This window comes from Mesorhizobium sp. NPDC059054 (assembly GCF_042739215.1).
In the GTDB taxonomy this organism is placed as follows: domain Bacteria; phylum Pseudomonadota; class Alphaproteobacteria; order Rhizobiales; family Rhizobiaceae; genus Mesorhizobium.
Window position 1 is genome coordinate 98,948 of record NZ_JBHYHV010000006.1, and the last position, 25,191, is coordinate 124,138.

18 protein-coding genes are annotated in these 25,191 nt (G+C 59.1%); 7 read left to right on the top strand and 11 right to left on the bottom strand.

Annotation, left to right across the window (positions count from 1 at the left end; all coding sequences use genetic code 11):
- The first annotated feature begins 65 nt into the window (after window positions 1-65).
- Window positions 66-1,550, top strand: coding sequence for a PLP-dependent aminotransferase family protein (locus ACFWXH_RS24370; RefSeq protein WP_379123910.1), 1,485 nt, complete (start codon window positions 66-68; stop codon window positions 1,548-1,550).
- Here ACFWXH_RS24370 and ACFWXH_RS24375 read toward each other — a convergent pair.
- The 4 genes from ACFWXH_RS24375 to ACFWXH_RS24390 all read right to left on the bottom strand — a co-directional run bounded on the left by ACFWXH_RS24375 (window position 1,530) and on the right by ACFWXH_RS24390 (window position 5,567).
- Complete coding sequence (locus ACFWXH_RS24375) at window positions 1,530-2,750, bottom strand: PLP-dependent aminotransferase family protein (protein ID WP_379123911.1); 1,221 nt, start codon at window positions 2,748-2,750, stop codon at window positions 1,530-1,532. The two genes, ACFWXH_RS24370 and ACFWXH_RS24375, sit on opposite strands and share 21 nt — an antisense overlap.
- On the bottom strand, window positions 2,710-3,726 hold the full coding sequence (locus tag ACFWXH_RS24380) for a D-cysteine desulfhydrase (protein WP_379123912.1): 1,017 nt from the start codon (window positions 3,724-3,726) through the stop codon (window positions 2,710-2,712). Before ACFWXH_RS24380 ends, ACFWXH_RS24375 begins: the two co-directional genes overlap by 41 nt.
- 33 nt (window positions 3,727-3,759) lie before the next feature.
- The gene (locus tag ACFWXH_RS24385) at window positions 3,760-4,704 is read right to left on the bottom strand and encodes an acetamidase/formamidase family protein (protein ID WP_379123913.1); all 945 of its coding nucleotides are present in this window, start codon (window positions 4,702-4,704) and stop codon (window positions 3,760-3,762) included.
- Window positions 4,705-5,003: 299 nt separating this feature from the next.
- A complete protein-coding gene (locus tag ACFWXH_RS24390) occupies window positions 5,004-5,567 on the bottom strand; it encodes a TetR/AcrR family transcriptional regulator C-terminal domain-containing protein (RefSeq protein WP_379123914.1) in 564 nt (187 codons plus the stop codon).
- Window positions 5,568-5,679: 112 nt separating this feature from the next.
- On the opposite strand from ACFWXH_RS24390, the gene ACFWXH_RS24395 reads away from it, so the two are divergent.
- Together ACFWXH_RS24395 and ACFWXH_RS24400 are read left to right on the top strand one after the other, a co-directional pair.
- Entirely contained in the window at window positions 5,680-7,131 is a 1,452-nt protein-coding gene (locus ACFWXH_RS24395) for a DHA2 family efflux MFS transporter permease subunit (RefSeq protein WP_379123915.1), read from the top strand.
- Window positions 7,132-7,488: 357 nt separating this feature from the next.
- On the top strand, window positions 7,489-7,749 hold the full coding sequence (locus tag ACFWXH_RS24400) for a hypothetical protein (RefSeq protein WP_379123916.1): 261 nt from the start codon (window positions 7,489-7,491) through the stop codon (window positions 7,747-7,749).
- Window positions 7,750-8,040: 291 nt separating this feature from the next.
- On the opposite strand, the gene ACFWXH_RS24405 is transcribed toward ACFWXH_RS24400, so the two are convergent.
- From ACFWXH_RS24405 to ACFWXH_RS24420, 4 genes are all read right to left on the bottom strand, one after another.
- A complete protein-coding gene (locus ACFWXH_RS24405; RefSeq protein ID WP_379123917.1) occupies window positions 8,041-9,378 on the bottom strand; it encodes an HlyD family type I secretion periplasmic adaptor subunit in 1,338 nt (445 codons plus the stop codon).
- Window positions 9,378-11,588: a type I secretion system permease/ATPase gene (locus ACFWXH_RS24410; protein WP_379123918.1), complete on the bottom strand. Its 2,211-nt coding sequence runs from the start codon at window positions 11,586-11,588 to the stop codon at window positions 9,378-9,380. Before ACFWXH_RS24410 ends, ACFWXH_RS24405 begins: the two co-directional genes overlap by 1 nt.
- A 24-nt stretch (window positions 11,589-11,612) precedes the next feature.
- Window positions 11,613-13,742, bottom strand: coding sequence for a type I secretion protein (locus ACFWXH_RS24415; RefSeq protein ID WP_379123919.1), 2,130 nt, complete (start codon window positions 13,740-13,742; stop codon window positions 11,613-11,615).
- A 100-nt stretch (window positions 13,743-13,842) separates the two neighbouring features.
- A complete protein-coding gene (locus ACFWXH_RS24420) occupies window positions 13,843-15,720 on the bottom strand; it encodes a hypothetical protein (protein WP_379123920.1) in 1,878 nt (625 codons plus the stop codon).
- 533 nt (window positions 15,721-16,253) lie between these two features.
- Between ACFWXH_RS24420 and ACFWXH_RS24425 the strand changes: the two genes are divergently transcribed.
- Together ACFWXH_RS24425 and ACFWXH_RS24430 are read left to right on the top strand one after the other, a co-directional pair.
- Window positions 16,254-16,736, top strand: coding sequence for a hypothetical protein (locus ACFWXH_RS24425; RefSeq protein ID WP_379123921.1), 483 nt, complete (start codon window positions 16,254-16,256; stop codon window positions 16,734-16,736).
- Window positions 16,737-17,095: 359 nt separating this feature from the next.
- Window positions 17,096-18,265 carry a glycosyltransferase gene (locus tag ACFWXH_RS24430; RefSeq protein WP_379123922.1) on the top strand — a complete coding sequence of 390 codons (1,170 nt, stop codon included), beginning with the start codon at window positions 17,096-17,098 and terminating at the stop codon, window positions 18,263-18,265.
- 278 nt (window positions 18,266-18,543) lie between these two features.
- Here the strand turns inward: ACFWXH_RS24430 and ACFWXH_RS24435 are convergent, their stop codons facing one another.
- A complete protein-coding gene (locus tag ACFWXH_RS24435; RefSeq protein WP_379123923.1) occupies window positions 18,544-20,001 on the bottom strand; it encodes a hypothetical protein in 1,458 nt (485 codons plus the stop codon).
- Between the two features lie 500 nt (window positions 20,002-20,501).
- Between ACFWXH_RS24435 and ACFWXH_RS24440 the strand changes: the two genes are divergently transcribed.
- Window positions 20,502-20,720: a hypothetical protein gene (locus ACFWXH_RS24440; RefSeq protein WP_379123924.1), complete on the top strand. Its 219-nt coding sequence runs from the start codon at window positions 20,502-20,504 to the stop codon at window positions 20,718-20,720.
- A gap of 568 nt (window positions 20,721-21,288) precedes the next feature.
- On the top strand, window positions 21,289-22,047 hold the full coding sequence (locus tag ACFWXH_RS24445; protein WP_379123925.1) for a LuxR C-terminal-related transcriptional regulator: 759 nt from the start codon (window positions 21,289-21,291) through the stop codon (window positions 22,045-22,047).
- Window positions 22,048-22,221: 174 nt separating this feature from the next.
- On the opposite strand, the gene ACFWXH_RS24450 is transcribed toward ACFWXH_RS24445, so the two are convergent.
- Window positions 22,222-23,517 (bottom strand): methyltransferase domain-containing protein, encoded by a 1,296-nt coding sequence (locus ACFWXH_RS24450; RefSeq protein WP_379123926.1) that lies wholly within the window; start codon window positions 23,515-23,517, stop codon window positions 22,222-22,224.
- 120 nt (window positions 23,518-23,637) lie between these two features.
- Window positions 23,638-25,068 (bottom strand): DUF4214 domain-containing protein, encoded by a 1,431-nt coding sequence (locus ACFWXH_RS24455; RefSeq protein WP_379123927.1) that lies wholly within the window; start codon window positions 25,066-25,068, stop codon window positions 23,638-23,640.
- Window positions 25,069-25,191 lie beyond the last annotated feature (123 nt).

Genomic DNA, 25,191 nt, shown 5'->3' on the forward strand with positions numbered 1-25,191 from the left:
CAACAGTAGTACGATACTGGACAACACCGAACGTCCAGTTTTGGCAAATTTTAGCAGTCCAGTTTATGAAACTTGGCACACGAAAGGGCGCACTGGGCGCCCGGCAAATCTATGAAGCTCTCCGCGATCAGATCGTAAGCGGCGTCTATGGTTCGGACGGCCTGCTGCCATCCTCGCGAGCTCTGGCTGGCGAACTCGCCGTCTCCAGGACGACGATCACGGCCGCCTACGAGCAGTTGAGCGCCGAGGGGTTTATCGATGTCCGGCAGGGCGCCCGGCCACGCGTAGCCCCGGCGGTCGTCGACCAGAACAAGACCATCCAGCCACCGCGAATCCACGGCCCGACACGCCTGTCGGACTATGGCAACAGACTGAAGAGCATCAGCCAGCCTTACCAGGAACGACGGCACAATCTCATTGTCGATTTTAAGTATGGCGATCTCGCACTCAGCGACTTCCCTGCTCTGGCGTGGAAACGTGCAGTCAACACGACTATGGCCAATTCACCGGATCGCCTGAGCTACAGCGATCCAAAAGGGTCGCGACGCCTCCGCTGTGCGCTCCAAGGGTATTTGTGGCGAGCGAGAACGCTGCGCTGTAGCCCGGATCAGATCATTGTCGTGAACGGCTCACAACAGGGGCTCGATGTCTGCGCCCGGCTTCTGCTCAACGAACACGATAGCTTTGTTGTCGAGAACCCCTGTTATACGAGCGCCCGATATGCGTTTCGCGCGACTGGTGCAGCCCTCATCCCGATAAACGTGGACAAAGACGGGATGGAGACACAGCATCTGGCAGACCACGACGCGCGGTTGGCTTATGTGACCCCATCGCATCAGTATCCGCTCGGGGGCGTCATGCCGATCGGCCGGCGCCATCAACTGCTTTCTTGGGCACGGCAGAGGGACGCATACATCATCGAGGACGATTACGACGGCGAATATCGCTATGATATCAACCCTGTGCCGCCCCTCTACGGTTTGGAAAGCACCGAAAACGTCATCTATCTCGGAACGATCTCCAAGACGCTCTCTCCCGCCCTGCGTCTCGGCTATCTTGTCGTGCCCTCGCAGTTGCAGGACGCATTTGCTCTGGCGAAGCAGCTCGCGGATCGGCACACGCCGACAATGGAACAGGAGGCACTCGCAACACTGATAGAAAGCGGCACATATGAAAGCCATGTTCGGCGGGTTCGTCGAAGAAATGGCGAGCGTCGTGCCGTGCTGTTGGGCGCCTTGCGTCAGGCCTTTGGAGACCGCGTCGTCATAGAAGGTGCAGATGCCGGATTGCATATCGTCGTATGGTTTCGCGACTTTCCAAGCTCCATGGAAAACGAGCTGGTCGACGCTATCCTCACGAGATCGGTGGGCGCCTATCCTGTCACGTCTCTCTACGAACCGGACCAGTCTGCGATACGCCCGGACTTTGCGGGTCTCGTCTTAGGATATGCTGCACTGACGACTTCCCGCATAGAGCGTGGCATTCGGTTGATGGGTCAGGCCGTCAACGATTTCGAGGCCAAACGACGCTCAATACCCGCCCGCTCCTGAAGAACGTCCGCACCGCAACTCCATCGAGCGCTCCAGGGCGTCGAAGATTCGGGCATCCGTCAGCCGGGCAACATTGAATCGCAGAAAACTGCGCGCACTTTTCGAGTTGCCGAACAGGGTTCCAGGCGCGAGGGCAACGCCTTGATCCGCGCATCCGGCTGCAATGGCTCTTGCGTCGTATCCGTCTGGAAGGCGGCACCAAAGAAAAAACCCACCCGCCGGCGTGAGCCACGGAACGATGCCGAACGGAGCAAGTCGAGTAACAGCCGCCTCTCTTTCCAGGGCCAGGCGATCGCGCAATCCCGACATATATTTCCCATAGAAGGGACCGGAAAGGACGCTCGCGATGATCTCTGCGGCAAGAGGGCTGGATCCCACCACGCTTGTTGCAGCTTGCAGTTTGGCCAAACCTTCAATCCAGTCTCTTCGGGCTGCAACGTAGCCGCAACGGACAGTCGCCGAGATTGTCTTTGAAAAGCTCCCTATGCGGACAACTCCCTGCAAACCATCGAGGGCAGCAAGACGAGCAGAACGCCTGGGTTCGAAATCTGCAAAAACATCATTCTCTACGATCGTGACACCGTGAGTCGAAGCGAGGCTGACAATCTTGTGGGCTGTTTGCGCCGAAAGGCTCGCGCCGGTCGGATCGTGTACAGCCGTGTTCGTGATGTAGAGCTTCGGTTGCGCGGAGATCAGCACCGTTTGAAACGCTGCCGTGTCCGGGCCATTGGAAGTATATGGAACGCTGACAATGCGGGCGTGATGCGCTCCAAGGAGTTCGTAAAGGTTCTCACCACACGGATCATCGACAAGGACAACGTCCCCAGGACTTACCGCGTATCGGCAAATAAGGTCCAGGGCCTGGGTGCTGGATCCCGTCAGCAGGATCTGGCTCAACTCCACCTCGACGCCCTCGCTGGCAAAGCGGCTCAGCAAGATGTTTCGCAGCCTGCATGGCCCATGAACCTCTTGGCTGCCCGCTTGGAACGCATGGTCTGTTTGCCCGATGCACCGGATCGCGCGTCGCACTTCTCGACCGGGCAAGTAATCGGCGGGTAAGTGGCCGCAACCGGGGTCGAGAATTGGAAGTGCGATGTTCAATGATTGCCCTTGAACCAAGCTCTCGACCCAGCGGAGAAATACCAACGCCCGCGTCGAGTTAGCTGAGCTCCTCAGCCCGGTTTGCCATGATGTTTCCATATCCGAAAAGCGATGCCGCCCCTCCAGTATGGAGGAACACGACCTTCTCACCAGCGGTGAAGCGACGCTTGCGGCAATAATCGATCAATCCCGCCGCCGCTTTTCCTGAATAGACGGGATCCAGCAGTATCGCTTCCAGTTGCGCGAACATGCTGATCGCCTCCAGGGTGTCCTTGCCGGGCACGCCATAACCGGGTCCCACATAGCTGCTGTCGGCGATCACATCATCTCGTGACGGCAGGGCCCCAGGGCCGATCAGATGCGCGGTCTGGATCGCGAGATCGAACACGTTTTTTTCCTGGACTGCCTGATCCTGTTTCACGCTTATTCCCGTCACTCTAATTCCAGCCTTCGCGGCTGTGAATCCAACGACAAGGCCCGCCTGTGTGCCGCAGCTTCCGGTCGCTGTAATCAGGTGGTCGATGGGGAGCTTTCGCTCTGTCGCCTGTAGGGTGAGCTCGAGAGCACAGTCGACATACCCAAGCGAACCTACCGGGTTTGACCCTCCCACGGGGATGACAAACACCTTGCGTCCTTCTTCTTGCAGCTGTTTCAACACCACCGCCAGCTCGGTTTGCAAGTCGACGATTGCCGGCCGGTGCGAGATTGTTGCGCCATGAAGATGATTCAAAAGCACGTTGCCATTGGTACCGTAGAGTGCGTCATGCAATCCTGTCCGGTCTTGCAGCAGGATGTGACAATCCATCCCCAGCTTGGAGGCAAAGGCCGCGGTTTGTCGTACGTGATTGGACTGGACCGCCCCGCAGGTTAAGACGGTATCTGCCTGCATGGCTTGAGCTTCCGCCATCAGAAACTCAAGCTTTCTGGCCTTGTTACCACCGGTCGACAAGCCCGTGCAGTCGTCGCGCTTGATCCAGATTTCCGGACCGTCGAGTTCTTTGGAGAGTCGATCCAGCCGTTCGAGCGGTGTCGGCAAATGCGCGAGCTGGATACGGGGAAAACCGGGTAGCTTCATCGAGCTGCCTCCACCATGGCGTAGGATGCAGCCTCAGGAGAACACGATACGGGGGAAGTAGAACGACACCACCCAGTTCGGCCGGTTGACCACCGCACTCACGCGAAGGTCGCCGCATACGGAACAGAGCATGTAAGCGTCCATCGGATTCAGGCCGTGCTGTGTCGCCAGCAGGTCGATCATCCGCTTCACCGCCTCACGGGCACCTGCCATCAAGTCCGGTCCAATGCCGGTCGTTATTTCATAGCCTGCAGCGTCAAGATGGTTCGTAACGGGCCCGGGCGTCGTACACCGCGGCGCTTGCAGCATAGCCCCTTTGACGAGCTCGATCTTAATCTCGACATCCATCTGGGTTTCGATCGCGGAGCCAGCAATTTCACCGTCACCTTGGGCCGCGTGCGTATCTCCTATGGAAAGCAACGCGCCTTCCACTTCCACCGGGAGGTAGAGAGTCGTTCCGGCCGTGAGGTCACGGATGTCGATGTTGCCACCGACATTGCGTGGCGGCACGACCGAATGAATTCCTGTTTCGGACGGCGCGACACCAACGGTGCCAGCGAAGGCCTTCAGCGGAACGCGACCGCCGGACCCATAAGCGCACGGCTTCATGCTGACCGTGTCATAGTTCCAAAAATAAAGGGCAGGATCTTTGAACTGATCCGCAAGCAACCCAAATCCGGGAATGTTTCCACTCCAGCCCTTTCCGGAAGGATGGTATTTGAGGAAGCTGATCTTCAGCGCATCGCCCGGTTGCGCGCCCTCCACATAGACTGGTCCGGTGAGCGGATTGATCTTGCTGAAATCGAAGCTCGCAATCGTATCGACAGTTGAATCAGCGGTGATCAGCCCGCCCGAAGAATCCAAGCACTGAAAAAGGATGGTGTCTCCAGGTCTCGCTGTCAGTTCGGGAGCGTAATCTCGGCACCATCCAAAATTATGCTGGTGTCTATGTATTGTATGAGTGCACGATATGCACATGCCACGCATCTCCGAACGGGTTGGAAACCATCAACGACATGGCGTGACACGCGGATACAACCTGTCCGTACTTGGCCAATCCATGATGGATCGGATCATAGACATCAACTGGCGCAGGCTTAAGGTCCAGTTTTAAGTCATTTTGCCAATCCAGTAGCCTGACATTCCGTTCGGTCGGTTCCCCTAAGCGCGACTTCGAAAATGAGCTGGTTGGCCATCACAGGGGCTAAATTTGGAAACGCGCCGATTTGCGGCGACCAAGCGTGCCACGGACGCGTCCCGTAGGTACTGGACGAAGGTCAGCGTTTGTCGATCGTGTTGCGCAGTCCTTCGACAATGATGCGCAATCCGAACTCGAATATGGATTCCGCCGATATCGCTATCAGCTTCCCTGATTCTGCCGAGACGCCTCGCTCTAAATGTGATTGCTCCTCCAAAACGCAACCGACGGTGAAGTGGCTGGTCGTACCAAGTGCCATCAACGCTTCCTCATGGGTGAAACCCGCCGCCATGAGGTAGTCGGTCTTGCTCGAAACCTGTTCGCTGCCAGGTCTTGTGCCGGCGTGCAGTCGGGCCCCGTCCCGATAGAGAAGCAAGGCTCGCCGGAAACTACGAGCGTTTTCCGCAAACCATTCGGGCCATTCGCTTGCCGGCTGCGAAGTTGTAACGCGATGATGAGTGGCCATCACCTCCTCGGCCATCTCTCCAAGCAACGCCGCTTTATCTCGGAAATGCCAGTAGAGCGTGGCCGATTTGATGCCCAGCTTGTCCGCGAGTCGTCGGGTTGTCAGATCCTCGATTCCCACCTCGTTCAGCAGGACCAAGGCAGCAGCAACAACCTCGTCTCTTCTGATTTTTGCCATCTTGACTCCCTAACAATGATAGATTACTCGATCGTTGATAGGGAAATATCGCATGGAGCCCGTCGGCTGTCCAGACTCGATGAGCTTGCGGAGATTGAGAGGAATTTCAGCGATGTCATATCGAAAGGCCCCGACGGCCGGCACGATTGGCCCGCAGCATGCCGACACCGTATCGGACCTCGAGCATATTCCCTGGTCTATTTGGGGCCAGGCGGTGATCATCGTGCTCGGCGCATTCAGCTCCATGCTGTCGTCGACCATCGTGAACCTGGCATTGGCGGCCATCGCCAGTGATTTGGACGCGTCGCCGACAGCGACCCAATGGATCGCTACCGGCTATCTTCTTGCACTCTCGGCAGGCGTGCCATTGAGCAGCTGGGCTGCAAAGAGGATCGGCTCGACGCGACTATGGCTGGGTAGTCTAGCTCTATTTTCCATTTTCTCGATCTGGTGCGCGTTATCGACAACGCTGCCCATTCTCATCGTAGGAAGAGTGCTGCAAGGACTGGCGGGAGGCCTTTTGGTGCCTGCAGGGCAGACAATTCTGGCGGTTGTCGCCGGCCGGGGACGGCTTGGCCGGATCATGAGCGTCGTTGGGATTGCCATAGTCGTGGCTCCCACGCTCGGCACGACGCTCGGGAGCGTTGTGCTTGATCGTCTCGGTTGGACCTCCGTGTTTCTGATCAATGTCCCACTCGGCGCAGTTGCGCTGATCGCAGGTGCACTGTGGCTGCCAAAGGTGCAGGCTGGCATCGCTGGCCGCTTGGATTGGTTCGGTCTGCTCTTAGTCATGACCGGTGTGCCGTTGTTGATCTATGGGGTCTCGGCCGCCGGCAAGGGTGGAGGGTTAGGGCGGGTTCACGATATGGTCAGTCTCGCAGCGGGCGCGGCTCTCCTCGTTCTCTTTCTCCTGTGGACGTTGAGAGTCAGCGAACCCGTTTTAAATCTGAAGCTCTTCACAAGTTCCCGTTTCTCATTGGCGGCAGGTATCATATTCGTGGGCGGCGCCCTGAACTTCGGTGCATTGCTGCTCCTGCCCTATTACTTCGTCGATGTTCGCGGCGAGACTTCCGCAGCCGCGGGCCTCCTCATTGCCCCGCAGATCGTTGGCACGGCCATTGGCTTTCCATTCGCCGGCCGGATCAGCGACCGGTACGGCTCTGGCCTACTCCTGTTAGGGGGTGGAGCGCTAACAGTCCTGGCCACGTTGCCGCTCGCACTGGTTGCGCTTGATGCAAATTATTGGTGGCTTGGCACGGTACTGCTCGTGCGAGGGTTCGGCATGGCGCTATGCACGATTCCTGCGATGACAGCAGGACTGGCGCGCATCGGCCCCGCAGAGATCCCCGACGCCATGGCAATCATGAACATGCTGCAACGAACCGGCGCATCCATCGGAATTGCTCTCGTTGCAATCCTGTATGGCGCTAACACAAGTAGCGCCCTAACGGCCGAGGGCTTTGCGAGCGCCTTCACGCATGCCGCCTGGTGGCTCTTTGCAGGAGCGTTGCTGCTCAGTTTGCTGTCGGCCTTTTACCGTCGTGCCGAGAGGGCCAGTGCTTGATTGAGATCGTTCGTCCGGTGACAGCAACGGACGAACGAACCATTCCGGGGGCAGCCGCCTTTCCAAATAAGGACTTTCGAAGGATGCGATGCTCAGCCGCATTGTCGAAACTGCGGTGATCGCGTGCCAAGTGGGCAATTCACTACGTCTTTGGGCGTAACCCGAATGGGACTGGAGCTTAGGCTGACGAGGGGGTATTCTGTTATTCTTGTATAGCCCCAGATGTACGTGGGCCTCATTCAAGTGAGGCAGTTCATCCGGCCTGGGTTGGACGCAAATGGCAACATTTGTGTGAGTTGGGGTGTGTTGAGCACCCCTCGTCCAATCGCATTATTGGGTCGGCAAGGGCAATTCGTTATGGACATAAAGATCGGACCGGCAAAGCGACCAGGGGTCGAGAAGACAATCCTTAAACAGCCACTCGAGCTGATCGAAGTGGGCGTCGAGGGCGATGAGGTCCAGCTGCGTTTTTGCGCCGGCGGCCTCTACGACGATAAATCTCTCTACCGCTACACGATGCGGTTCTCGCGCGATGAGATGTTGGAATTACTCGCGACGGTCGGGCGTATTGATCCGAGGTGGCTGCCGGAGCTGTCACCAGTCAGCCTGGGAACCTAAGAGGTTGCGAAGCCCGCCCGGTCTATCAATGGCGCCGAATGTCCAACAGGAACAGGCAAAAAACCGTTGAAGTCGCGGCGGCGACCAGGACCTGTGCAAGATCGCCCACATTGGCGGGGTTTCAGGGCTTGATTGGTTCCATTGGGCCTCTCGATCGCCCTCCACGACTTCCTGTTAGTGCATTTTGTAGCCAAGTGGGATCGCTTGGCGTTACAAAAATGCTGCGAAAACAAAACTTAGAGCGTTTCCGCGTTTCCGTGAAAAACGGAAACGCTCTAGTGAATCCGTCGCCTATCGTTCAGTGAAGGCCCGCGACATGCTTTCGCGGATCGGCTTCGTCAGATAGTCCAGGAAGGTCCGCTCGGCCGTCTCTATCATTACCTCGACAGGCATGCCGGGCGTCGCGGTGAATCCGGGAATCCGGGCAAGCTCGCTTGCCGGCAGGCGGATGCGTGCCAGATAGACCTCCGTGTTCGGGATGGTGGCGTCGGACAAAGCGTCGGCGGAGACGTAGTAGACGTCACCAAACAGCACCGGCGTCGTACGCCGGTTGAGCGCCACCAGGCGGATGCTCGCTCTCTGGCCCGGCTTGACCGCGTCGATGTCCTTGCGCTGGATCTGGGTCTCGATGATGAGCGGGACGTTGGCGGGAAGGATTTCGAGTATCTTCTTGCCGCTTTCGATGACGCCGCCCGAGGTGTGGTAGTACATCCGCACGACGGTGCCTGAAACCGGCGCATTTATCATCGAGCGCTGCATGATGTTTTGCGCCTGGCGAGCCTCCTCGCGTACGGCGTCGAGTTCCCCCTGGCTGCTCTGCAATTCGTCGAGCGACTTCTGGTTCAGCTCGGTGATTGTCTGATCGATCTGCTGGCGGAATTTTTCGGCCTGGGCATCCGTCTCGGCGACTTCCGCATTCAGCCTGCCGATCTGGCCCTGTGCATCGGCGATGGCCCTCTGGATCGCGTTGACCTCCGGCTTGCGCATGAGCCCCTGGTTGAGGAGCTTCAGCTTGCCTTTATATTCTTCCTGCAGGAAGGAAAGCTGGTCGGACATGGAGGTGCTTTGCCGACGGAAGCCTTCCGAGCGGAATTTCAGCGACTCCATATTCTGCTTGAGCAATCCGATCTCGCTTTCAACCCGGCTCTGGGCCGAACGAAAACTGGCGATCTGCCCGTCGACGATCGAGCCGATGTCGCTGTCGTTCCTGTTGTCGATGATGATGCGGGGAAAGTTGATTTCAGGCTTGTTGGTGACCTGCGCGGAAAGGCGCGCCGCATTCGCTTCGAGGCGCGCCTGGCGCAGGAAAAGTTGCCGCTGCTTTACCTGTGCGGCAATTCCGTCGAGCCGGATCAAGGGCCGGCCGGCGGTGACGTGATCGCCCTCGTTGACCAGTATCTCCTGGATGATCCCGCCTTCGAGGTGCTGGACCACCTTGTTCTCGCCGGTTGCGACGAAACTGCCCGCGCTGATCACCGCGGCTGCCAGCGGCGCGGTCGCCGCCCATGTCCCGAAGCCGCCAAACACCGCCAGGATCAGGGCCAGCCCGACGAGCGCGTGCCTGCGTATCGAACGCGGCACCTGGCCATACCACTCGATATCGTGAACGTCCGCGATGCTCGTGCTCATCACGCCACCTGTGCCGCCCGGTCGGCCACGGCGGGACGTCCGCCGGCGGCGTTATAGGGTGCGAGCGCCTTGAGAACCTCCTGGCGCACGCCGAACATCGAGACGGTGCCGTTGGACAACAGCATGATCTTGTCGACGCAATTGAGCAGCGACGGCCGTTGCGTGATGGTGACCATCGTGATCTTTTCCTCTTTCGCGTGCGCAAGGGCTCGCAGCAGCGCGGCGTCGCCCGCCCCGTCCAGATTGGAATTGGGCTCGTCCAGAACGACCAGACGCGGATTGCCGAAAAAGGCGCGAGCCAGCGCGATCCGCTGTTTCTGGCCTCCCGACAAAGGCGCGCCATCGGCTGCGACCATCGTTTCGTAGCCTTGGGGAAAGGTCGAGATCAGCTCGTGCACATCGGCCAGCATAGCGGCCTTGTAGATGTCATCGTCGCTGGCGTCTTCGCGCATGCGGCCGATATTGGCCTTGATGGTGCCTGGAAAAAGCTGAACGTCCTGAGGCAGATAGCCGATATTCTCGCCGAACTGGCGCTGGTCCCAGTTGCGCAGGTCCATCAGATCCAGACGTACGTTGCCGGATGTCGGCAAGATCGAACCAACGAGCATCTTGCCGAGCGTTGTCTTGCCGGCGCCCGAATCCCCGATGACGGCAAGCGAGTCACCAGGTGCGAGCGTGAATGATATCCCGTTCAGCACGACCCGTTTGGTTCCCTGCGGCACGAAGAGCAAGCGCTCCACGTCGAGCCGTCCTTGCGGCTGCGGCAATTTCAGCCGCTCAAAATTCAAGGGAGACGATTTGAGCAGGGTTGAAATGCGCTCATAGGCGGAACGGGTATTGATGAACTGGTGCCAGCCTTCGATGGCGCCTTCCACGGGAGCCAGCGCGCGGCCGGCGATGATCGACGCGGCGATGACCATGCCGCCCGTCAGTTGGCCTTCAAGGGAAAGGTAGGCGCCCCAACCCAGCATAGCCACCTGCGCAAGCAGACGTATCCCCTTGGAAATCGAGGCGGAAATGACGTTGCGGTCCTGGGCGAGCACCTGGGCCTTCAGGGACCCTGCCGTGTCCTGCCCCCAGATCTTCACCGTCTCCGGGATCATGGCAAGCGCGTTGATGATCTGGGAGTTGCGTGACATGGAATCGAGATGCAGGTTCGCCCTGCTCTGGAAATTATTGGCCTCATGGAACGAGGCGGCGGTCATCCGTTGATTGATGAACGCGATCACCAAAAGCAGGATGGCGGCGACCACCGTGATGAAGCCGAGGTCGGGATGCACCAGAAACACCGCCAGCATGAACAGCGGCGTCAGCGGCGCGTCAAGAAAAGCGAGGAGCGTGCCCGAGACGAGGAACGACCGCAATTGCTGCAGGTCGCCGAGCGTCTGGTATTCGCGCCCGTTGCTATGGAGCGAGGCGCGGGCGGCAGCGCCAAGGATGGGCGCGCCGAGCTGGACCGCCACCTCGACTGCCGTGCGCATCAGGATGAAACGGCGGATAGCGTCGAGCACGGCGTTGAGGACGACCGCGCCTGCGATCAATATTGTCAGCATCACCAGCGTATCGATCGAGCGGCTCGTCAGCACGCGATCGGATATCTGAAAGAGATAGATCGGGATCGCGAGGACCAGGACGTTTGTCGCCACGGTGAAGGCCATGACAACCGCGAGGTTGCGGCGGACGGCGCGTATTCCCGACTTCAGATTGTCGGCGAGATTGATCGGTCCGAGACGACGATGGAACACGTCGGCGGAACCAGCGTCCGCGTTCCCGGCGCGCTTGTTCGGTGTCTTTGAGCCGGAGGGATGCGCCTCCGCTTTTATTGGACCGTTGTCGACATCCATCACTTTGAGGCTGCCGCCGGGCATGTCCCGTTCTCCTCGCTGCCGGAACCGGCGGTTTCGCCCGAATGCCGGCTCGTCCATTTCCTCCGTCGTATCCCTATCCTCGCTCCGGGATTCGTCTCGATCGGACACGGGCGCCGCTTCCTCATCGTCATTGGCCGGACGGAACCAAATCGAATTTGTTTTATTCCTCCTCAGATCGGCAGCCGCCCGATCGACTTCCGCCATGAAGACAGCGAACCGTAGGTCAAGCTTGTCCTTGGCACCCGATGTCGTGTCGCCGGATTTACCAGGTTCGCCATAGTCGGTTTCGGCACCGTCAGGCGCTGCCGTCATTTCCGCGTGATTTCCCGAACGCTCGTCCATCGCCCCCCTCGATTGCAAGATGCTTTAGGAAATTACGGACTGCATGACGTCGCTGTGCCCGGGATGAACATCGAGTGGGTCCTTCAGATGTGAAACCGGGTCTTCGTGGGCTGGGCCGACCATGTCGTCACTGAGGAACGCCACGGCCTCATTGACCAGATGATCGGCATCCCGTGTTTCCAGCAGGTGGTCGGTACGGATGATGTCGGTCTGAACCAGCAGTTCATCCGTATAGCGGTCGCCGCCAACATAGATCTCGCTGCCCGGATCGACATCCACGATCTGGGCCGAATTCACCAGAGCGTTGGAGCCGGTGGTTATCGACCAGTCGGCATCGATGGCCGGGCTGGCGGAGTTCATCGCCAGCGCGATTTGGTCGGCGTCGCCAAGCACATTGGTCTGGTGGATGTATTGCAGGTCGTAGATGCTGCCCGAGATGTAGAGAACTTTGAGGCCGGGAAGACCGAGGAACGCGCTGTCGTTCAACACGTCTGAGGAAAGCGTCTTGTTGCCGTTCCCGAATTCGTGGATCGCGTGCAGAAAGCCGTTCGGCAATCCCTCCGCTGCTCCGGTGCCGATCGAAGTGATGCTGGCATTGTTCCAGAGCAGGTTGTCACCGGTCGACACCGAGCCGTGACCCGAGCTATGAAACCCACCGACCGCGCCCACGATGTCGTCATCGAGAAGCACATTCGTCTGCGAGATGATATTCGCGTCGTAGTAGTTTCCGCCGATCAGCACGAGATCGTAACTCTTCCCGAGATCGGCGATCGAGAGGCCGTTGAAGCCCTGGTTCTCACCGGTGCCGACCTGCGTCGTCACACCGAAGGAAGAGGAGATGACGGCGGTGTCGTGATCAATGATGAAATTGAGTTGCTGTATCCAGTTCAGGGAAATGAAGTCACCACTGATCTCCGTGACAACCCAGCTGCTTGGAAATCCCGCTGCTGCTTGATGATCGGACCCGGCTTCAGCTCCGGCGTCGATTCGTACCATCTCCGCGATGTTGAATGCTGAGGTGGCGGCCTGGTGCGTGGCGGCGTTCCAGCCGTTCACACTCGACCCGATCGCATCGGAATCGCTCCACGCATTGATCTGGATGATGGCATCGAGCGAGAAATGATTGCCGGCCACCGCGAAGACACCGCCCGCGAGCGCAGCGTTCGTCACTGTTGCGGAATTGACCAGGGCATTGCCGCCGGTGCTGAGTTCCACCGAAGTGTCTGCCGACACGACGCCCTCTCCGTGGACCGTGCCGCCGGTGACGGTCGAGGCGACATTGCCGGGCTCGGGATCGCCGCCATTCGCCGCCGCCGGTTCATGGACGAGGGGAGATGCCGCCGGAAGCTTGTCATCCAGCTCCGGCTTCTCCGCCACCTGTCCGTTGACATATGTCCCGTTTCCGACCGGATCGGTCACGACCGAGACATGCGCGTAGACGGAAATCCCGTCGGCACCGACTGGCGTGGAAGGATCGTCGCCTGAACTGCCGGGGGTAGGATCCTCTGCCATTTTGCTGACTGCGTCGGCAAAGCGGTCGAGTGACGCCGCCGTTTCGGCGACGAAGGAACCGATGTCAGAAGGGGCGCCGAACGACGGCGACTGGACCGGAAGGAATTGCAGTGCGTCGTGATGCAGCGTTTCGAGCGCAAGGTTCGGCGAGCCGATCGGATGGAAATCGACGTTTCCTGCACCGATATTGACGAAATCATTGTCGAAAAGGCTGTTGATCTGCGCGACATGCACAGCGACCGATCCGACAGGTTGGAGCTCGAAGACCGGAGCGCCCGAATGTCCCGTGTGATGTGCCGTGGGAGAAATGTGTGGCGCAAGCGCAAGGTAGCCCGGATAGACCACGGGCGGCACCTCGGCTCCGATCGCAACCTCCATCCGGACATATGCCGGTTCGGCATGCACGGTCTGCGTTTCGAGCGCAGGACCAGCCGGAACATAGTGCAAGCCCGGATCGGGGTTGTTGAAATCATAAGGGGATTGAAAAGCGATCGGGAGATGTTCGTCCGGCGGAATCAGATCCGGTGCCGCCTGCCGGGCCTTGAACTCAAGGTAGTCGTCGCGCAACCGTGACTGTTCCGCCGCTATCTGGAACAACCCTATGAAGTGGGCGATCGCCTCGCTTATCCTGTCCAAATACACGGAGCCGTCCTTCCATCTGCCGCCGCGTCTTTTCCGCCGAAGGGCGGTTGGTGGCTACGCGGCACAAGCCGCGTAGCCACCGTTCTTGCATGCAACGTACTCAGGAATCGTCGCCGCTGTTCATGCTGTCGTAGTTCCCGCCGACGATCGTCTGGCTGAGCAGGTTTTCCATCAGATTGGCACCCGTGACGATGCTCTGGTTGAAGGCGCTGGTATCGACGGTCGCATCTGCGTGGGCTTGCGACAGGCCGTTCACATAGCTGTCATGGCCATTGTTGGATCCCCACATGCCGCCGTCGCCGCCGTCACCGCCGGCTCCGTTCGTCACGATGCCGCCGCCGCCGCCATTGCCGCCATTGCCGCCGGTCGCGGCGCCGCCCGTGCCGTCACCGCCGGTGGGCACCACGATCGAATCACCACCCCAGGCGAAGCCGCCGATCCCGCCGGCGCCGCCGATGCCCGCGCCGATGCCTGATCCAGCGCCCTGACCGGCGCCAAGGCCGAGGGCAAGCGCATCACCACCGTCACCAGCAGTGCCACCCATGCCGCCGTCGCCGCTGTCGCCGCCGATGCCGGTGCCCAGTCCAAGCGAGTAGGCGTCGCCGCCGTCGCCCGAATTCGCGTTGCCGCTATCGCCGCCGAGACCGGCGCCGAGGCCGAGACCAGCCGCATCGCCGCTGTCGCCGCCGGAAGCGTTGCCGCTGTCACCACCGGTGCCCGCACCAGAGCCGGCACCTGAACCAGCGCCGCTGCCGCCGGCACCTCCCGCCGCGTTCGCTGCGTCTCCAGCAATACCGACGCCTATCCCGAGCAGGCCCAGGCCGAGACCGCCGGCGTCGCCACCGGTGCTGGCGGCATCACCGCCGCTGCCGCCTGTGCCCGTGCCAGTGCCGCTGCCGGTGCCGGTGCCGTCACCGCCGTCGCCGCTGTTGCCGTTGCCAGCATCGCCGCTGCCGGCTGCGCCGAGGCCAAGACCAGCCGCATCGCCGCCGTCGCCCGAATCCGCATTGCCGCTGTCCCCGCCCGTGGCCGTGGAAGCGCCCGAACCGGAGCCCGAACCGCCATTGCCATTGGAATCGCCACCGTTGGCGTTTCCGCCTGCGGCACCGGCCGCACCGGCAAGACCCAACCCGACGCCGAGCCCAAGGCCGAGGCCGAGGCCAGTTCCGGTACCACCAGCTGCGCCGGCGCCACCGGTCGCGTCACCGCCGCGCGCCGCGCCGAGCGCATCGCCGCCGAAGCCGAAGCCACCGAGGTTGTGGCCGTTGCCGCCGTCGCCGCCGTTGGCGTGGCCGGAACCGCCGCCGCCGCCACCGCCGCCGCCTGCCGTGAGGCCGTCACCGGACCGGGCGTCGCCGCCATTGGCATCGCCGTTCTGCTCGAAGGTGCCAGTGTTGGAAACCGACGCGCTTGCGATCGTATCGTCGTCGCTCATGTTGTTGACTTGGGCGAGCGCAACGGCGGTATCGTTGCCTTCGCCATTGAGCGAGCCGTTCAGGAAATCGTTGAACGAGGCGCCATCGCCCGGATTGTAGAAGATCTGGCCATCATGATTGACCAATAGCTTGTCGATCTGGGCGCCGCCGTCGAGCTTGATGTCGGCGAAATCATCATCGCTCGGCCGGTAGCCGGAGAGATCGAGCCCCACATCGACATTCACATGCGTGGTGCTGGTGTTGGTGTTCGAATTCGTATTCGTGCTCGAATTCGTATTGGTATTCGTGCTTTCGTTGATGGCCTTGTTCAGATTGGCGTTGCCATTGCCATTCAGGTTGAGATTTCCGTTGCCATTGCCGTTGCCGTTTTCATTGCTGGAATGGCTGGATTGGTACTGGCCTTGGCCTTGACCCTGGCCTTGGCCCTGCCCCTGAGCTTCTGCCTGAAGCTGGGCTTGAGCTTCGCTCTGTTCCTGGTTCTGATCCTGACTGGGATCGAGCGGGAAAAACGTGGAGTGCTGGGAAGAGTTTCTGGGAGCCATTGTTCCATCTCGTGGTTAAGGCCGATCCAGCGTGACCCCATTCATCTTTCAAGAGGTCTTTGGCCGCATCGGCGGTTGCACATCAGGGCAATCGCGCCTCCAGTACTCGGAACAAGCAGTCGCCACGGATTGAAACGCTCTGGAAGCAGAAAGCCCACTCGGAAAACGGCCGTCATCCCTCATTCAGCGAAATTGGGATCCGGACCGAGCACCATTCGGACCCTTCGACACTGAAAGCAGGAATAGCCGTGCCTCTGACTTTTCGAGGCGGCGGACAGTCTGTGACCGTCGCGAGCCCACGCCTAGCTATGCGTTGGGGCTAGTTCAGGGCGCCAAATTGATGAAAAACCGACCATCTGGCCAGCGATGCTTCACCTGGCGCACGGCCTATTGGTCGATCCCGTACCACCAAAGGAGGACGTGGATCGCCCCGTTGACCCCACCGTCAGGCGGAGAATTCGGCGCAGTTGTACAGGACCGAAGCATGATGCACAGAATAGAGGCATCGAAAGGCGATGGCGCGGGGATCGAGGATGGACGACTTCCAGCGAATACTACTTCTGATCGGACGTCTGAACTACACATGGACGAATACAGAAAGTCTGCTCATCCACCTGATCGCCGGCCTGGCAAAGGTGGACAAGGAAACCGCGATCGTCATCTTCCTGACACTCAACACGACGCGGGCCCGGATCGATCTCGTCGAACGACTCGCGAAGATGGCGAAGACTCCAAGAAAGTACCGGGGGGAAATTCTTCCGCTTCTCCAGCGGCTCAATGAACAGTCCAAACTGCGGAACAAATACAACCACTGCATCTATTCATTCGACAGCAAGGGAGACATCTCCCACACGCATCTGATGCGCATCTTCGATGGCAAGGATTCGATAAAGTACGGAAAGGTAGAAGCGATGGACGATGCGGAAATCGCCAGGATTTCCGATTGCATCGGCGACATCACCGAGGTGAACAAGGGAATCTGGAACGTCGTGCGCACCAACGGATTCCCGCAATAAAGGGCTATCGAGGCATCGGCAGCGCCCCTGACGCTCGGCAGCCAAGCCATCAGCCGTACACAGCAAGACGTTCGCTCTTTCTGGACGAACAATCGAAGCCGGTAGAAGACTTCGATGCCAAAGTTACGCGCATTCGGGAGGGCCGTCTGTTCCCCCCGCAGTCGGCGAACGCACTGAACTATCCAATAAGCTTAGTGCCAATCTATTCTTTTTGGCGACCCTCCTGCCCCACGGTTCTGTTGACAAAAAAAGCAGCCGATCGATAGGCTTTTGGCAATTAAACTGAAACTTACGACGATTTTCCCAATACAGCCTGTGTATTGGATGAAAGCCGCCGACAGTCCGAGGACTGCAATCGGGTGAACGGTTTGCTGGATATCGAGAAGCGGCAAGGTCCACAAGGCGGACCGGCAGGAGCGCGACCGGGTCGTTCGGAGCCGCTCGCGGCTCCAGTCGTTGAACGCCCGCTGTTTGAAAATTCCCTATCGATATTGAACAGAACCGGGGCCTGGCACATTGCCAGGGACCTTTGTCAGGAATTCGTACCGGAACACGCACAGGTTCGGTACTGGCGACTTGGTGCCAAGGCTCCCGAAGGCTTGGCCCGCAAGATCGCCGCCAGGTTGATGATGATGGAAATCAGCTGGCTTAGAGACAGTCGACGATGCTTGATTGGCTCCAAGGCTATCAAGGACAGCACTCGGATCTTTCTCGACCCACTCTTTGTCCTGAGATCGGAGCTGACCGAAAAGGACATCGTTCTTTGCCACGACGTCGGCCCTTTGAGTCACAGCGACCTTTATGATGCCGTCACCGTCGAGAATTATCGCGTTGCGTATGAGAAAATCCGCAGGCACGGGCCGGCCGTTGTTTTCGTGAGCGATTGGTCAAAGAACAGTTTCATTTCCATCCATGGTTCGAACTTCCGGTTCTTGACCACGATTCCACTGTACGTGCGCGGTGGCCTGTTTGAAGGCCCCCTCGAGGCGCTTCCTGGACTCGACGGTGCCTTCTTCTTGACGGTCGGCGCCTTCGAAACCCGCAAGAATCAGATCGCCGCGCTTGAAGCATATCGGGACGGCGGGTTCTATCAGCAGGGCATCAGATACGTGCTCTGCGGTTCGCGCGGTGAAGGCCGTGACAGGATTATCGAGCTCGCGAAATCGGTGCCCGGCGTTGTGCTGCCGGGATATGTGCCCGATAGCCAGTTGCGCTGGTTGTATGCGCACGCCGAAGCGTTCGTCCTGCCAAGCCTGCTTGAGGGGTTCGGCATGCCTGCGTTGGAGGCTGCTTATATGGGCCTCTTGCCCATTGTCTCCGAACAAAGTGCGCTGGTGGAGGCCGTCGAAGGTGTCTGCCTGGAGGTGCCGCCCAAGGACACGGCAGCAATCGGAAGGGCCATGCGGCAGGCCCTTTCACGGACTTCAGCCGAAAAGGCGGAGACCAGCCATAGGCTGCGGGAGGTTGCAGCACGCGCGTCGAAAGAACGCTTCCTGCAGAGGTGGAGAGAGCTTCTGATAGGACGGTGATCGGTTGGGCTATCGAAGCGATCCTTTCGCCTCGAATTGTGTCTGCTTCATCCAATTGTTCCGAATTTGCATTCACGTCCCACGTTCACAGCATGGTTGCGCGGATTGTGTGCAAACCTGCCCGAAAGGCTGTGGTTGCTAGCGAAAGCAGTCGTTCAGTTTTCAGGATCGTTGACGCAAACGACCGGCACGAGATAACCGTCTGAGCAGCGTCTAGAGCGTTTCCGTTTTTCACGGAAACGCCCGCAAAACCGCTGCGCACTTTTGCTGGAATTGCCCTAACGCGCCGATAGCCCGGGGATATCGAACGCAGGCGCGGATTGTATCGCCCGATACCGACCGTGTCGCTCGAAGACAGCCGCCGTGCGCAGGGCATTGACCCTTGTGGCGGAGACAACGGCGATCGCAATGAAGAAGAGGACGCCGGGGTCGGCGCTGCCGCCCGACACCGAGTTGGCAATTATGCCGGCGAATGAAGCATTCCTGATGCTCATCACGACAGCAGCCGTCTCGGGCGCCACCCACTCCTCCACTCCCCTCAATCCGCGGACCAGGACGCCGAGCAGCATCGCCATCATCAGCGACCCAAAGAAGCCAAGCTGGGACAGCACTGCGATAGGCCAGCTTGAAGCTCTCGAACTGCCGAAACCGACCCCAAGGCCACCTGTATCGACAAAGGACTGCAGACTTTTGACGTTCCAGTAGGTGCGCTCATGTCCAGAAGCGGAATCGGCTTTGTTGATGATGGTGCTGTCGATGAGCCGGATGAAGGGATCTAGCGCGTCGGCGCGGTAAAGACTGATGCCCATGATGCCGACTACACCCATCACCATGAACACGGCGATCAATATCTCCTCGCGCTCGATCCTACCTCGCAGGACTGATGCCGACATTGAGAGCACGACCGGAATGCATAGCAGAGCGAGGCCGACATAGGCCGTCGAAGACGTCGACAGAATGGTCAAAAAAAGCAGGATGACCGACAGCCACTGGGAAAAACGCGACTTGGTCCGTCTCCAGTAGGTATACGAGAATGCCAGGCAGGCCAGGGAGGCGCCGGCGAACGAAGAGGCCTCGGAAAAAGGCCCTGTGATGCGCGCGAAACCGGCCTCATAGGCGTTGCTGATTATCGCATAGTTGGCGGTTCTGATCGGGGCGAGGATATCTCCTATCCCTGCATTCTTGCCGATAAAATCGACTACCCCCATGCCGGCGTGCAGACCGCACCACAAGAAGAATCCACGGCGTAGCTGGTCGATCCTTTCGGCATGCAGCAGCAGGGTGCAAAGCACGATGGTGGTAAGCCCGCCGAGGATGAAATACCCCGTCTGGGAGATATTGCCCGAGACAGGGGTCAGCGATGCTTCCACGACGGTACCGCGGATTTTCGACTGGACAAAGACCGCCGTCTGCCCCGCAAAGAACCGCGGAAACAGCCAGGCCCCGATTATGGCGTAAACCATGAGGCTCGTTAGAATCCAGATCGGGCGGATGCTTCCGAAAACGCTTCCGAGGTCGAGCCAGATGCGACGTCTCGCGGCAACGACAGCGATAAGCAGCGCCTCGAACAGGGTATAGATCAGCGGAGACGACCCTCCCAGGAAAGTGAGGGTCACGACAGCTGTCGCTCCAAATGCCTGGGATGCGATCAGTGCGATCATCGACATGCCCCGGGCATAGTAAGCGATGGCCAGAATAGCCACGCACACCAGCAGACCCGGCAAAGACACCTGCATTGCTGATTGAGCCTCTTGCTCGGCTGGCCCGATGTTGACGTAAGGCGCTTCTCGATGACGCATCTTTCGGCACGCCTACCCGCTCGGCAAGTGAGTCAAACGGCGTAGTCTTGCGTTTCGCAGAAAGCCGTAGGTCTCTCCAATCGGTGCGACGCAACATCACGCATAACGTTGGGACTGTGGGGCGTAGGTCACTCGGGTGGCCGAGCGTAACAGAACCCCGCGTTGGACGAAGAGCGCGCAGTCGTCTGTCCGACACGTTTACAATGCTTCGAAATGGCGGCTTTTCGGACTCCGGCCGGCCCCATCCTGCAAACGGCTGACCCCGAGTTCGCGAGCGCAGACTAAAGAACGCCTCGACGGCGGGAAATGCCGCGCTTATACAGCGGTTGCAGGCATGTTTCTGCATACAATCGTTGGATGTCGTGTAAATTGGAGACTGATCGAGTTCTGGGTATGGGCTGGGTTCTCCAGGCTCCGGCATGAGGAGTTTAAACGGTATGGCCACCCAAGTTGCGCATCGCGCATTTGGCCCTAGGCAGGTAGAGCAACTCAGGGAAATTTACGAACGGGCGCGGGCCGTGAGGGCTCAGTATCCCGAGTCCCACGTTGCCAACAAGGCCGCCAGGAAGTTGATCGATGCCTTCGAAGCCGCAGCTCGCAATGAAGAAACAAGCGAGCACTGGCTGAGCGAGGTCGATCCACAGGGAAACGCCTGACGTCCAGGCAAATTCTGCCGATGTCTAACCACCCGACGACCCTGCCGGCAGGCGGATCCCATCCAATCAGGCACATCGAGGCGATAGGGGAGCCACGTGGGGGCGGATGGCCCCCCTATCCTGTCTCGAATTATCCGTAGACAGACCCCGTCACCCGGGCAGACGCAGGCACGCTGATGTTCGTCTCGGGCGACATATGCCGTCAACGAAGCCTTTGGACTGAGATGCCACCGAGGACGCTCGGCCCATCATCCGCCCTTCGGATGAACACGATGGCTCTCTTTGCATGCCGGTTTACGAACTGAGCCTATCGGCCCACCACCCGCGGTTCCTCACCGTTACGGTGGCCTGAAAGAAAATTTTTTCAGAAAATTAACTTAGGTTAGCGACCGTTTGTTAAGCATAAACTATTCAATTCTAGGTGGCGTAGGGAGAAATGGGCGGGCGCTCTAAGTTGCAGAAGTCCGGCTGTGTTTTCACGAGCCGCTAGAAAAATATCCAGGAATTTTAGGAGGTTAACGGGGCCGCCACGATGGCGTCTCGTATGGGCTAATGTGGGGTAACTAGTATGAGTTCTGCAATCGGACTGCATAGTTTCGCTTCGACAAATCAATCAGAAATCTCGCCGAGCAGTACTGGGGGAGGCAATGTACAAGCAGATAGGGAATGCCTCCTTATTTTGGACGGAAGGGCCTTGGACCGGGAGTGCCTGGCCGGAGCCCTTGAGGACCATGACCTCGGCATGACGGTTGCCGCCATGGGCACAATCGAAGAGTGGCGCAGCAAGAAGGGGGCATACCCTCCGTTGACTGCCATTCTATTCAACCTTGGCGGACGCAAAATCACAGAACAAAGCATTGCCAATGAGATCAAGTTGATCTCGTCGGAATTCAGCTCGGTTCCGGTAATATTATTGGCCGATACAGAAGACTTGGCACAAATATTAACGGCACTCGAGTGCGGCGCACGCGGCTACATCCCGACGTCCGTTGGCATCGACGTCTGTGTCGAAGCCGTCAACCTTGCCGCAGCCGGCGGCATATTCGTGCCAGCCAGCAGTGTGCTGCCGATGCGGCATCTGATCTCTTCAGGCAGCCGCGACACGCGTTCGCTGACGACGATGTTCACGCACCGGCAAGCGGAAGTGGCTCAGGCGCTTCGTCGTGGCAAGGCGAACAAGATCATCGCTCACGAATTGAACCTGCGCGAAAGCACTGTGAAGGTTCACATTCGGAACATCATGAGGAAGCTGAAGGCGACCAACAGGACGGAGGTCGCTTATAAGGTCAACGACCTTTTCGGTGAAGGCGCGCCTGCGCAAGATTGACAGTGTTTCAGTTGGTCCGCCGAGGCCCTGCCTCGACGGGCCAATTTTTTTTGGCTTTTCTTCGACATCTGGCTATTCCGCGACCGACTGATCCCGGTTGGCAGTCACCTGCGCGAAAGGCGATGACCAGTTCTCGCGCCGGGATGCCGCGATCACCGCAGAAAAATACAAATTTCATCTCGGTAGCTCCGATGGATCGATCACCGTCAGGAAAGGAGTCGCCACGACGAATTTCGCGCCCCAGCCGGCGACGTGGTGCATCTGCTTGATGATCTCGTCCTTCAAGTTCCACGGAAGGATCAAGATATAATCCGGTTTCGCATGATCGATCGCATCGACCGGTTTGATCGGAATGTGCATACCCGGCGTAAAACGCCCATGCTTGTAGGGATTTCGGTCGACCGTGAAGTCAAGGAAGTCGGGGCCGACCCCGCAGTAGTTGAGCATCGTGTTGCCCTTGCCGGGCGCGCCATAGCCGCAAACCTTCTTGCCCTCGTTCTTGACCGAAACCAGGAACGCAAGGAGATCTCGCTTCGCGCGCCGCGCTTTTTCACCGAAGGAGGCGTAGGTCGCCATTTCAGTCATTCCACGCCGCTTTTCGCGATCAAGGAGCTGGCCAACGCTGTTGCTTACGGTCCAGTTGCTTTCCTTGCTGGCGAGATAGACCCGGAGCGAGCCGCCATGCGTGGACAGCTCTTCGACGTCGATCAGGCGCATTCCGTGGCGCTTCGCCAGCAGGTCGATGGTCAGCAACGAGAAGTATGAAAAATGCTCGTGGTAAATGGTGTCAAACTGGTTTTCGGCCATCAATCGCTCGATGTGCGGGAACTCGAGGGTGACCACACCTTGCGGCTTTAGAAGAACCCTCATTCCAGCGACAAAATCGTTGAGATCCGGCACCTGAGCCAGAACGTTGTTGCCGATGACGAGGTCAGCGCGAAGGCCTTCGGCCACCATCTGGCGGGCCAGGCGAACCCCGAAGAAATCCACTCTGGTCGGCACACCTTTTTCGAGCGCAGCGCGCGCAACATTGGCGGCTGGCTCAACACCAAGAACCGAAATGCCGAGTGGCAGGAAGTGCTGGAGCAGGTAGCCGTCGTTGCTGGCGAGCTCCACCGCCAGGCTGTCGGGGCCGAGGCCAAGACGTTTCGTGATCGCCTCGCAGTAGACCTTCGCATGGGCTACCCAGCTGGCCGAGAATGAAGAAAAATATGCATATTCGCTGAAGATGGTTTCAGGACTTATGTATTCCTTGAGTTGCACCAGATAGCAGGTGTCGCAAACCAGGACGTTCAGAGGATAGTAGAGTTCCATCTGGTCGAGTTGATCGGCCCGCAGGAAGCTCTCGCAAGGCGGTGACATGCCGAGATCGACCAGCGTGTGCCGCAGGCGCGATCCGCAAAGCCTGCAGCCAATCTTCTGGCTTGTCGCGGTATGATCGCGAGCAACATCAATCGCCTGGATGTTCATTACCTGCTCCTTGTCCATCAGCTTGGAAAAGAGGCCGCGGTGCCTGACGATGAACGTGACGCCCCCGCGCCTTCGTGCCCGGATTAATTCTTTCGGATGCGACCCACCGGCGACACCGGTTCAACCAGGCGCCGGCATGTCCGAGACTTCCCGCATGGCAGCATGCCGGGACTTGAACTCGCTCGAATTGATGATGCCCAAAGCCACCGCATCGCGCGTCATGGAGCCTTTCCGCAGCTGGCGGGCATATGTTTCCAGCCCGTAATTGTCCGCCGGGCGATCCAGCAACAGCCGGTATAGAAAACTTATATAGGCGCGGTCCGTGAGGCCGATCGCGGCGTATTTGGCCTCGAATTCCTGAGAGCGGATCACGTCCATGACCACGTCGACCACCCCGGCACCTCCACTCTCGAGCGCTTCAGACCAACGATTCAGGCTGGCGGCATCGCCGTCTTGGCCAAGGACGAGGCAATAAGCAAAACGCACCTGCCGGACATGGTTGGATCCATCGGCAGACTTGGCATCGGCATCGCAGTGCCGCTCCGGCTTGGGCAGCGCTCGCGGACCCCGGGTGATGTCGCGAACGGCCATGTAGGCAGGTTTCGGTTCGCCCGTTATCCATTTGCCCTGGTTGTTGGCGGCAAGCCTGACCAGCCCCATATTGGCTTCGAAGCTCGGAGCCCAATAGGTCTCATCCAACAGTTCATAGATATGCGCTGCTTCGACCTTGTACTTGTCCTGGAGTTCAGCAAGCCGCGTCATTGCTTGCTTGACACCATCAGCCTGCTGCCGTTCGCTGCGCTGACTTCCATTGGGGTTGTTGAATTCGGTGACCCAGATCGGCTTGCCGTAAGAGGAAATCTCGCGGAAAGCCCATTCCGGATCCTCCCCGTACATATGCCAGACCGAGATGTCCCAGGCGATTCCGTCCTGCTTCATTCGTGCAAAGGCGCCAGTATGGCCCCATCCAGCCGTACCCATTGCCTTTCTTATGGTCGGGTCAACCGCCGTCATTCCGTCGGACAGGCCTTTGAGGACGGCGCTTACCTTCGCCCAGCGCGGACCGTAGTAGTCGAGCACTCCAGTGCCGGCCGCAATGCCCCACGCACAGGGATATTGCGATCCGTCATCGCGTTTTTCGCAGGGCTTTATGAGGGCGTAGATCTCCATCTCGTTGCCGAGTTCCCAAACGCGGATATCGCTCTTGAATCGGGAACCAAGGGTGACCGCCAATTTCCGCGCTTCGCTATAGAGTTGGTCCGCATTGTCCTTGTCCAGATCCAGGCCGGGTGTGATCACGGGCAGGATCTCGATCCCTCTTTCCTTCCCAGCCTTCACGACCCGAGCAAGCGTATCCGCTTCACCTGCGGCGGTGACGTTGACCCGATATGATTTGAGCCCGAGGTCTTTGACGAAATCGAGTTGTTTTTCGATTGGGACGTCCGGGTAGGAAATCACCGGATGGCCGTTCACTCCCCAGAGCAAATCGGCGGATGCGGGCGCCGCTGTTATCAGCAACACAGCAGCGGTGACTGCGAAACGAAACGACATTGCCATCATGCCTCCCTGCACGACATTCGATGCTGGATAGTCGGAACTGCAGGGGGCGGAAGCAATTTGCCTATATGGGCATGGCAAGCTTCGCCTTACCTCTTTTGGAGGCGGGGACCTGGC

Excerpts from the sequence above, each read along its gene's own strand:
- ACFWXH_RS24425 (WP_379123921.1), top strand. The coding sequence starts at position 16,254 with ATGGACGACTTCCAGCGAATACTACTTCTGATCGGACGTCTGAACTAC.
- ACFWXH_RS24395 (WP_379123915.1), top strand. The coding sequence starts at position 5,680 with ATGTCATATCGAAAGGCCCCGACGGCCGGCACGATTGGCCCGCAGCAT.
- ACFWXH_RS24380 (WP_379123912.1), bottom strand. The coding sequence starts at position 3,726 with ATGAAGCTACCCGGTTTTCCCCGTATCCAGCTCGCGCATTTGCCGACA.
- ACFWXH_RS24455 (WP_379123927.1), bottom strand. The coding sequence starts at position 25,068 with ATGTCGTTTCGTTTCGCAGTCACCGCTGCTGTGTTGCTGATAACAGCG.
- ACFWXH_RS24400 (WP_379123916.1), top strand. The coding sequence starts at position 7,489 with ATGGACATAAAGATCGGACCGGCAAAGCGACCAGGGGTCGAGAAGACA.
- ACFWXH_RS24435 (WP_379123923.1), bottom strand. The coding sequence starts at position 20,001 with ATGCAGGTGTCTTTGCCGGGTCTGCTGGTGTGCGTGGCTATTCTGGCC.
- ACFWXH_RS24375 (WP_379123911.1), bottom strand. The coding sequence starts at position 2,750 with ATGGAAACATCATGGCAAACCGGGCTGAGGAGCTCAGCTAACTCGACG.
- ACFWXH_RS24370 (WP_379123910.1), top strand. The coding sequence starts at position 66 with ATGAAACTTGGCACACGAAAGGGCGCACTGGGCGCCCGGCAAATCTAT.
- ACFWXH_RS24445 (WP_379123925.1), top strand. The coding sequence starts at position 21,289 with ATGAGTTCTGCAATCGGACTGCATAGTTTCGCTTCGACAAATCAATCA.
- ACFWXH_RS24410 (WP_379123918.1), bottom strand. The coding sequence starts at position 11,588 with ATGGACGAGCGTTCGGGAAATCACGCGGAAATGACGGCAGCGCCTGAC.
- ACFWXH_RS24405 (WP_379123917.1), bottom strand. The coding sequence starts at position 9,378 with ATGAGCACGAGCATCGCGGACGTTCACGATATCGAGTGGTATGGCCAG.
- ACFWXH_RS24440 (WP_379123924.1), top strand. The coding sequence starts at position 20,502 with ATGGCCACCCAAGTTGCGCATCGCGCATTTGGCCCTAGGCAGGTAGAG.
- ACFWXH_RS24390 (WP_379123914.1), bottom strand. The coding sequence starts at position 5,567 with ATGGCAAAAATCAGAAGAGACGAGGTTGTTGCTGCTGCCTTGGTCCTG.
- ACFWXH_RS24420 (WP_379123920.1), bottom strand. The coding sequence starts at position 15,720 with ATGGCTCCCAGAAACTCTTCCCAGCACTCCACGTTTTTCCCGCTCGAT.
- ACFWXH_RS24450 (WP_379123926.1), bottom strand. The coding sequence starts at position 23,517 with ATGAACATCCAGGCGATTGATGTTGCTCGCGATCATACCGCGACAAGC.
- ACFWXH_RS24385 (WP_379123913.1), bottom strand. The coding sequence starts at position 4,704 with ATGTGCATATCGTGCACTCATACAATACATAGACACCAGCATAATTTT.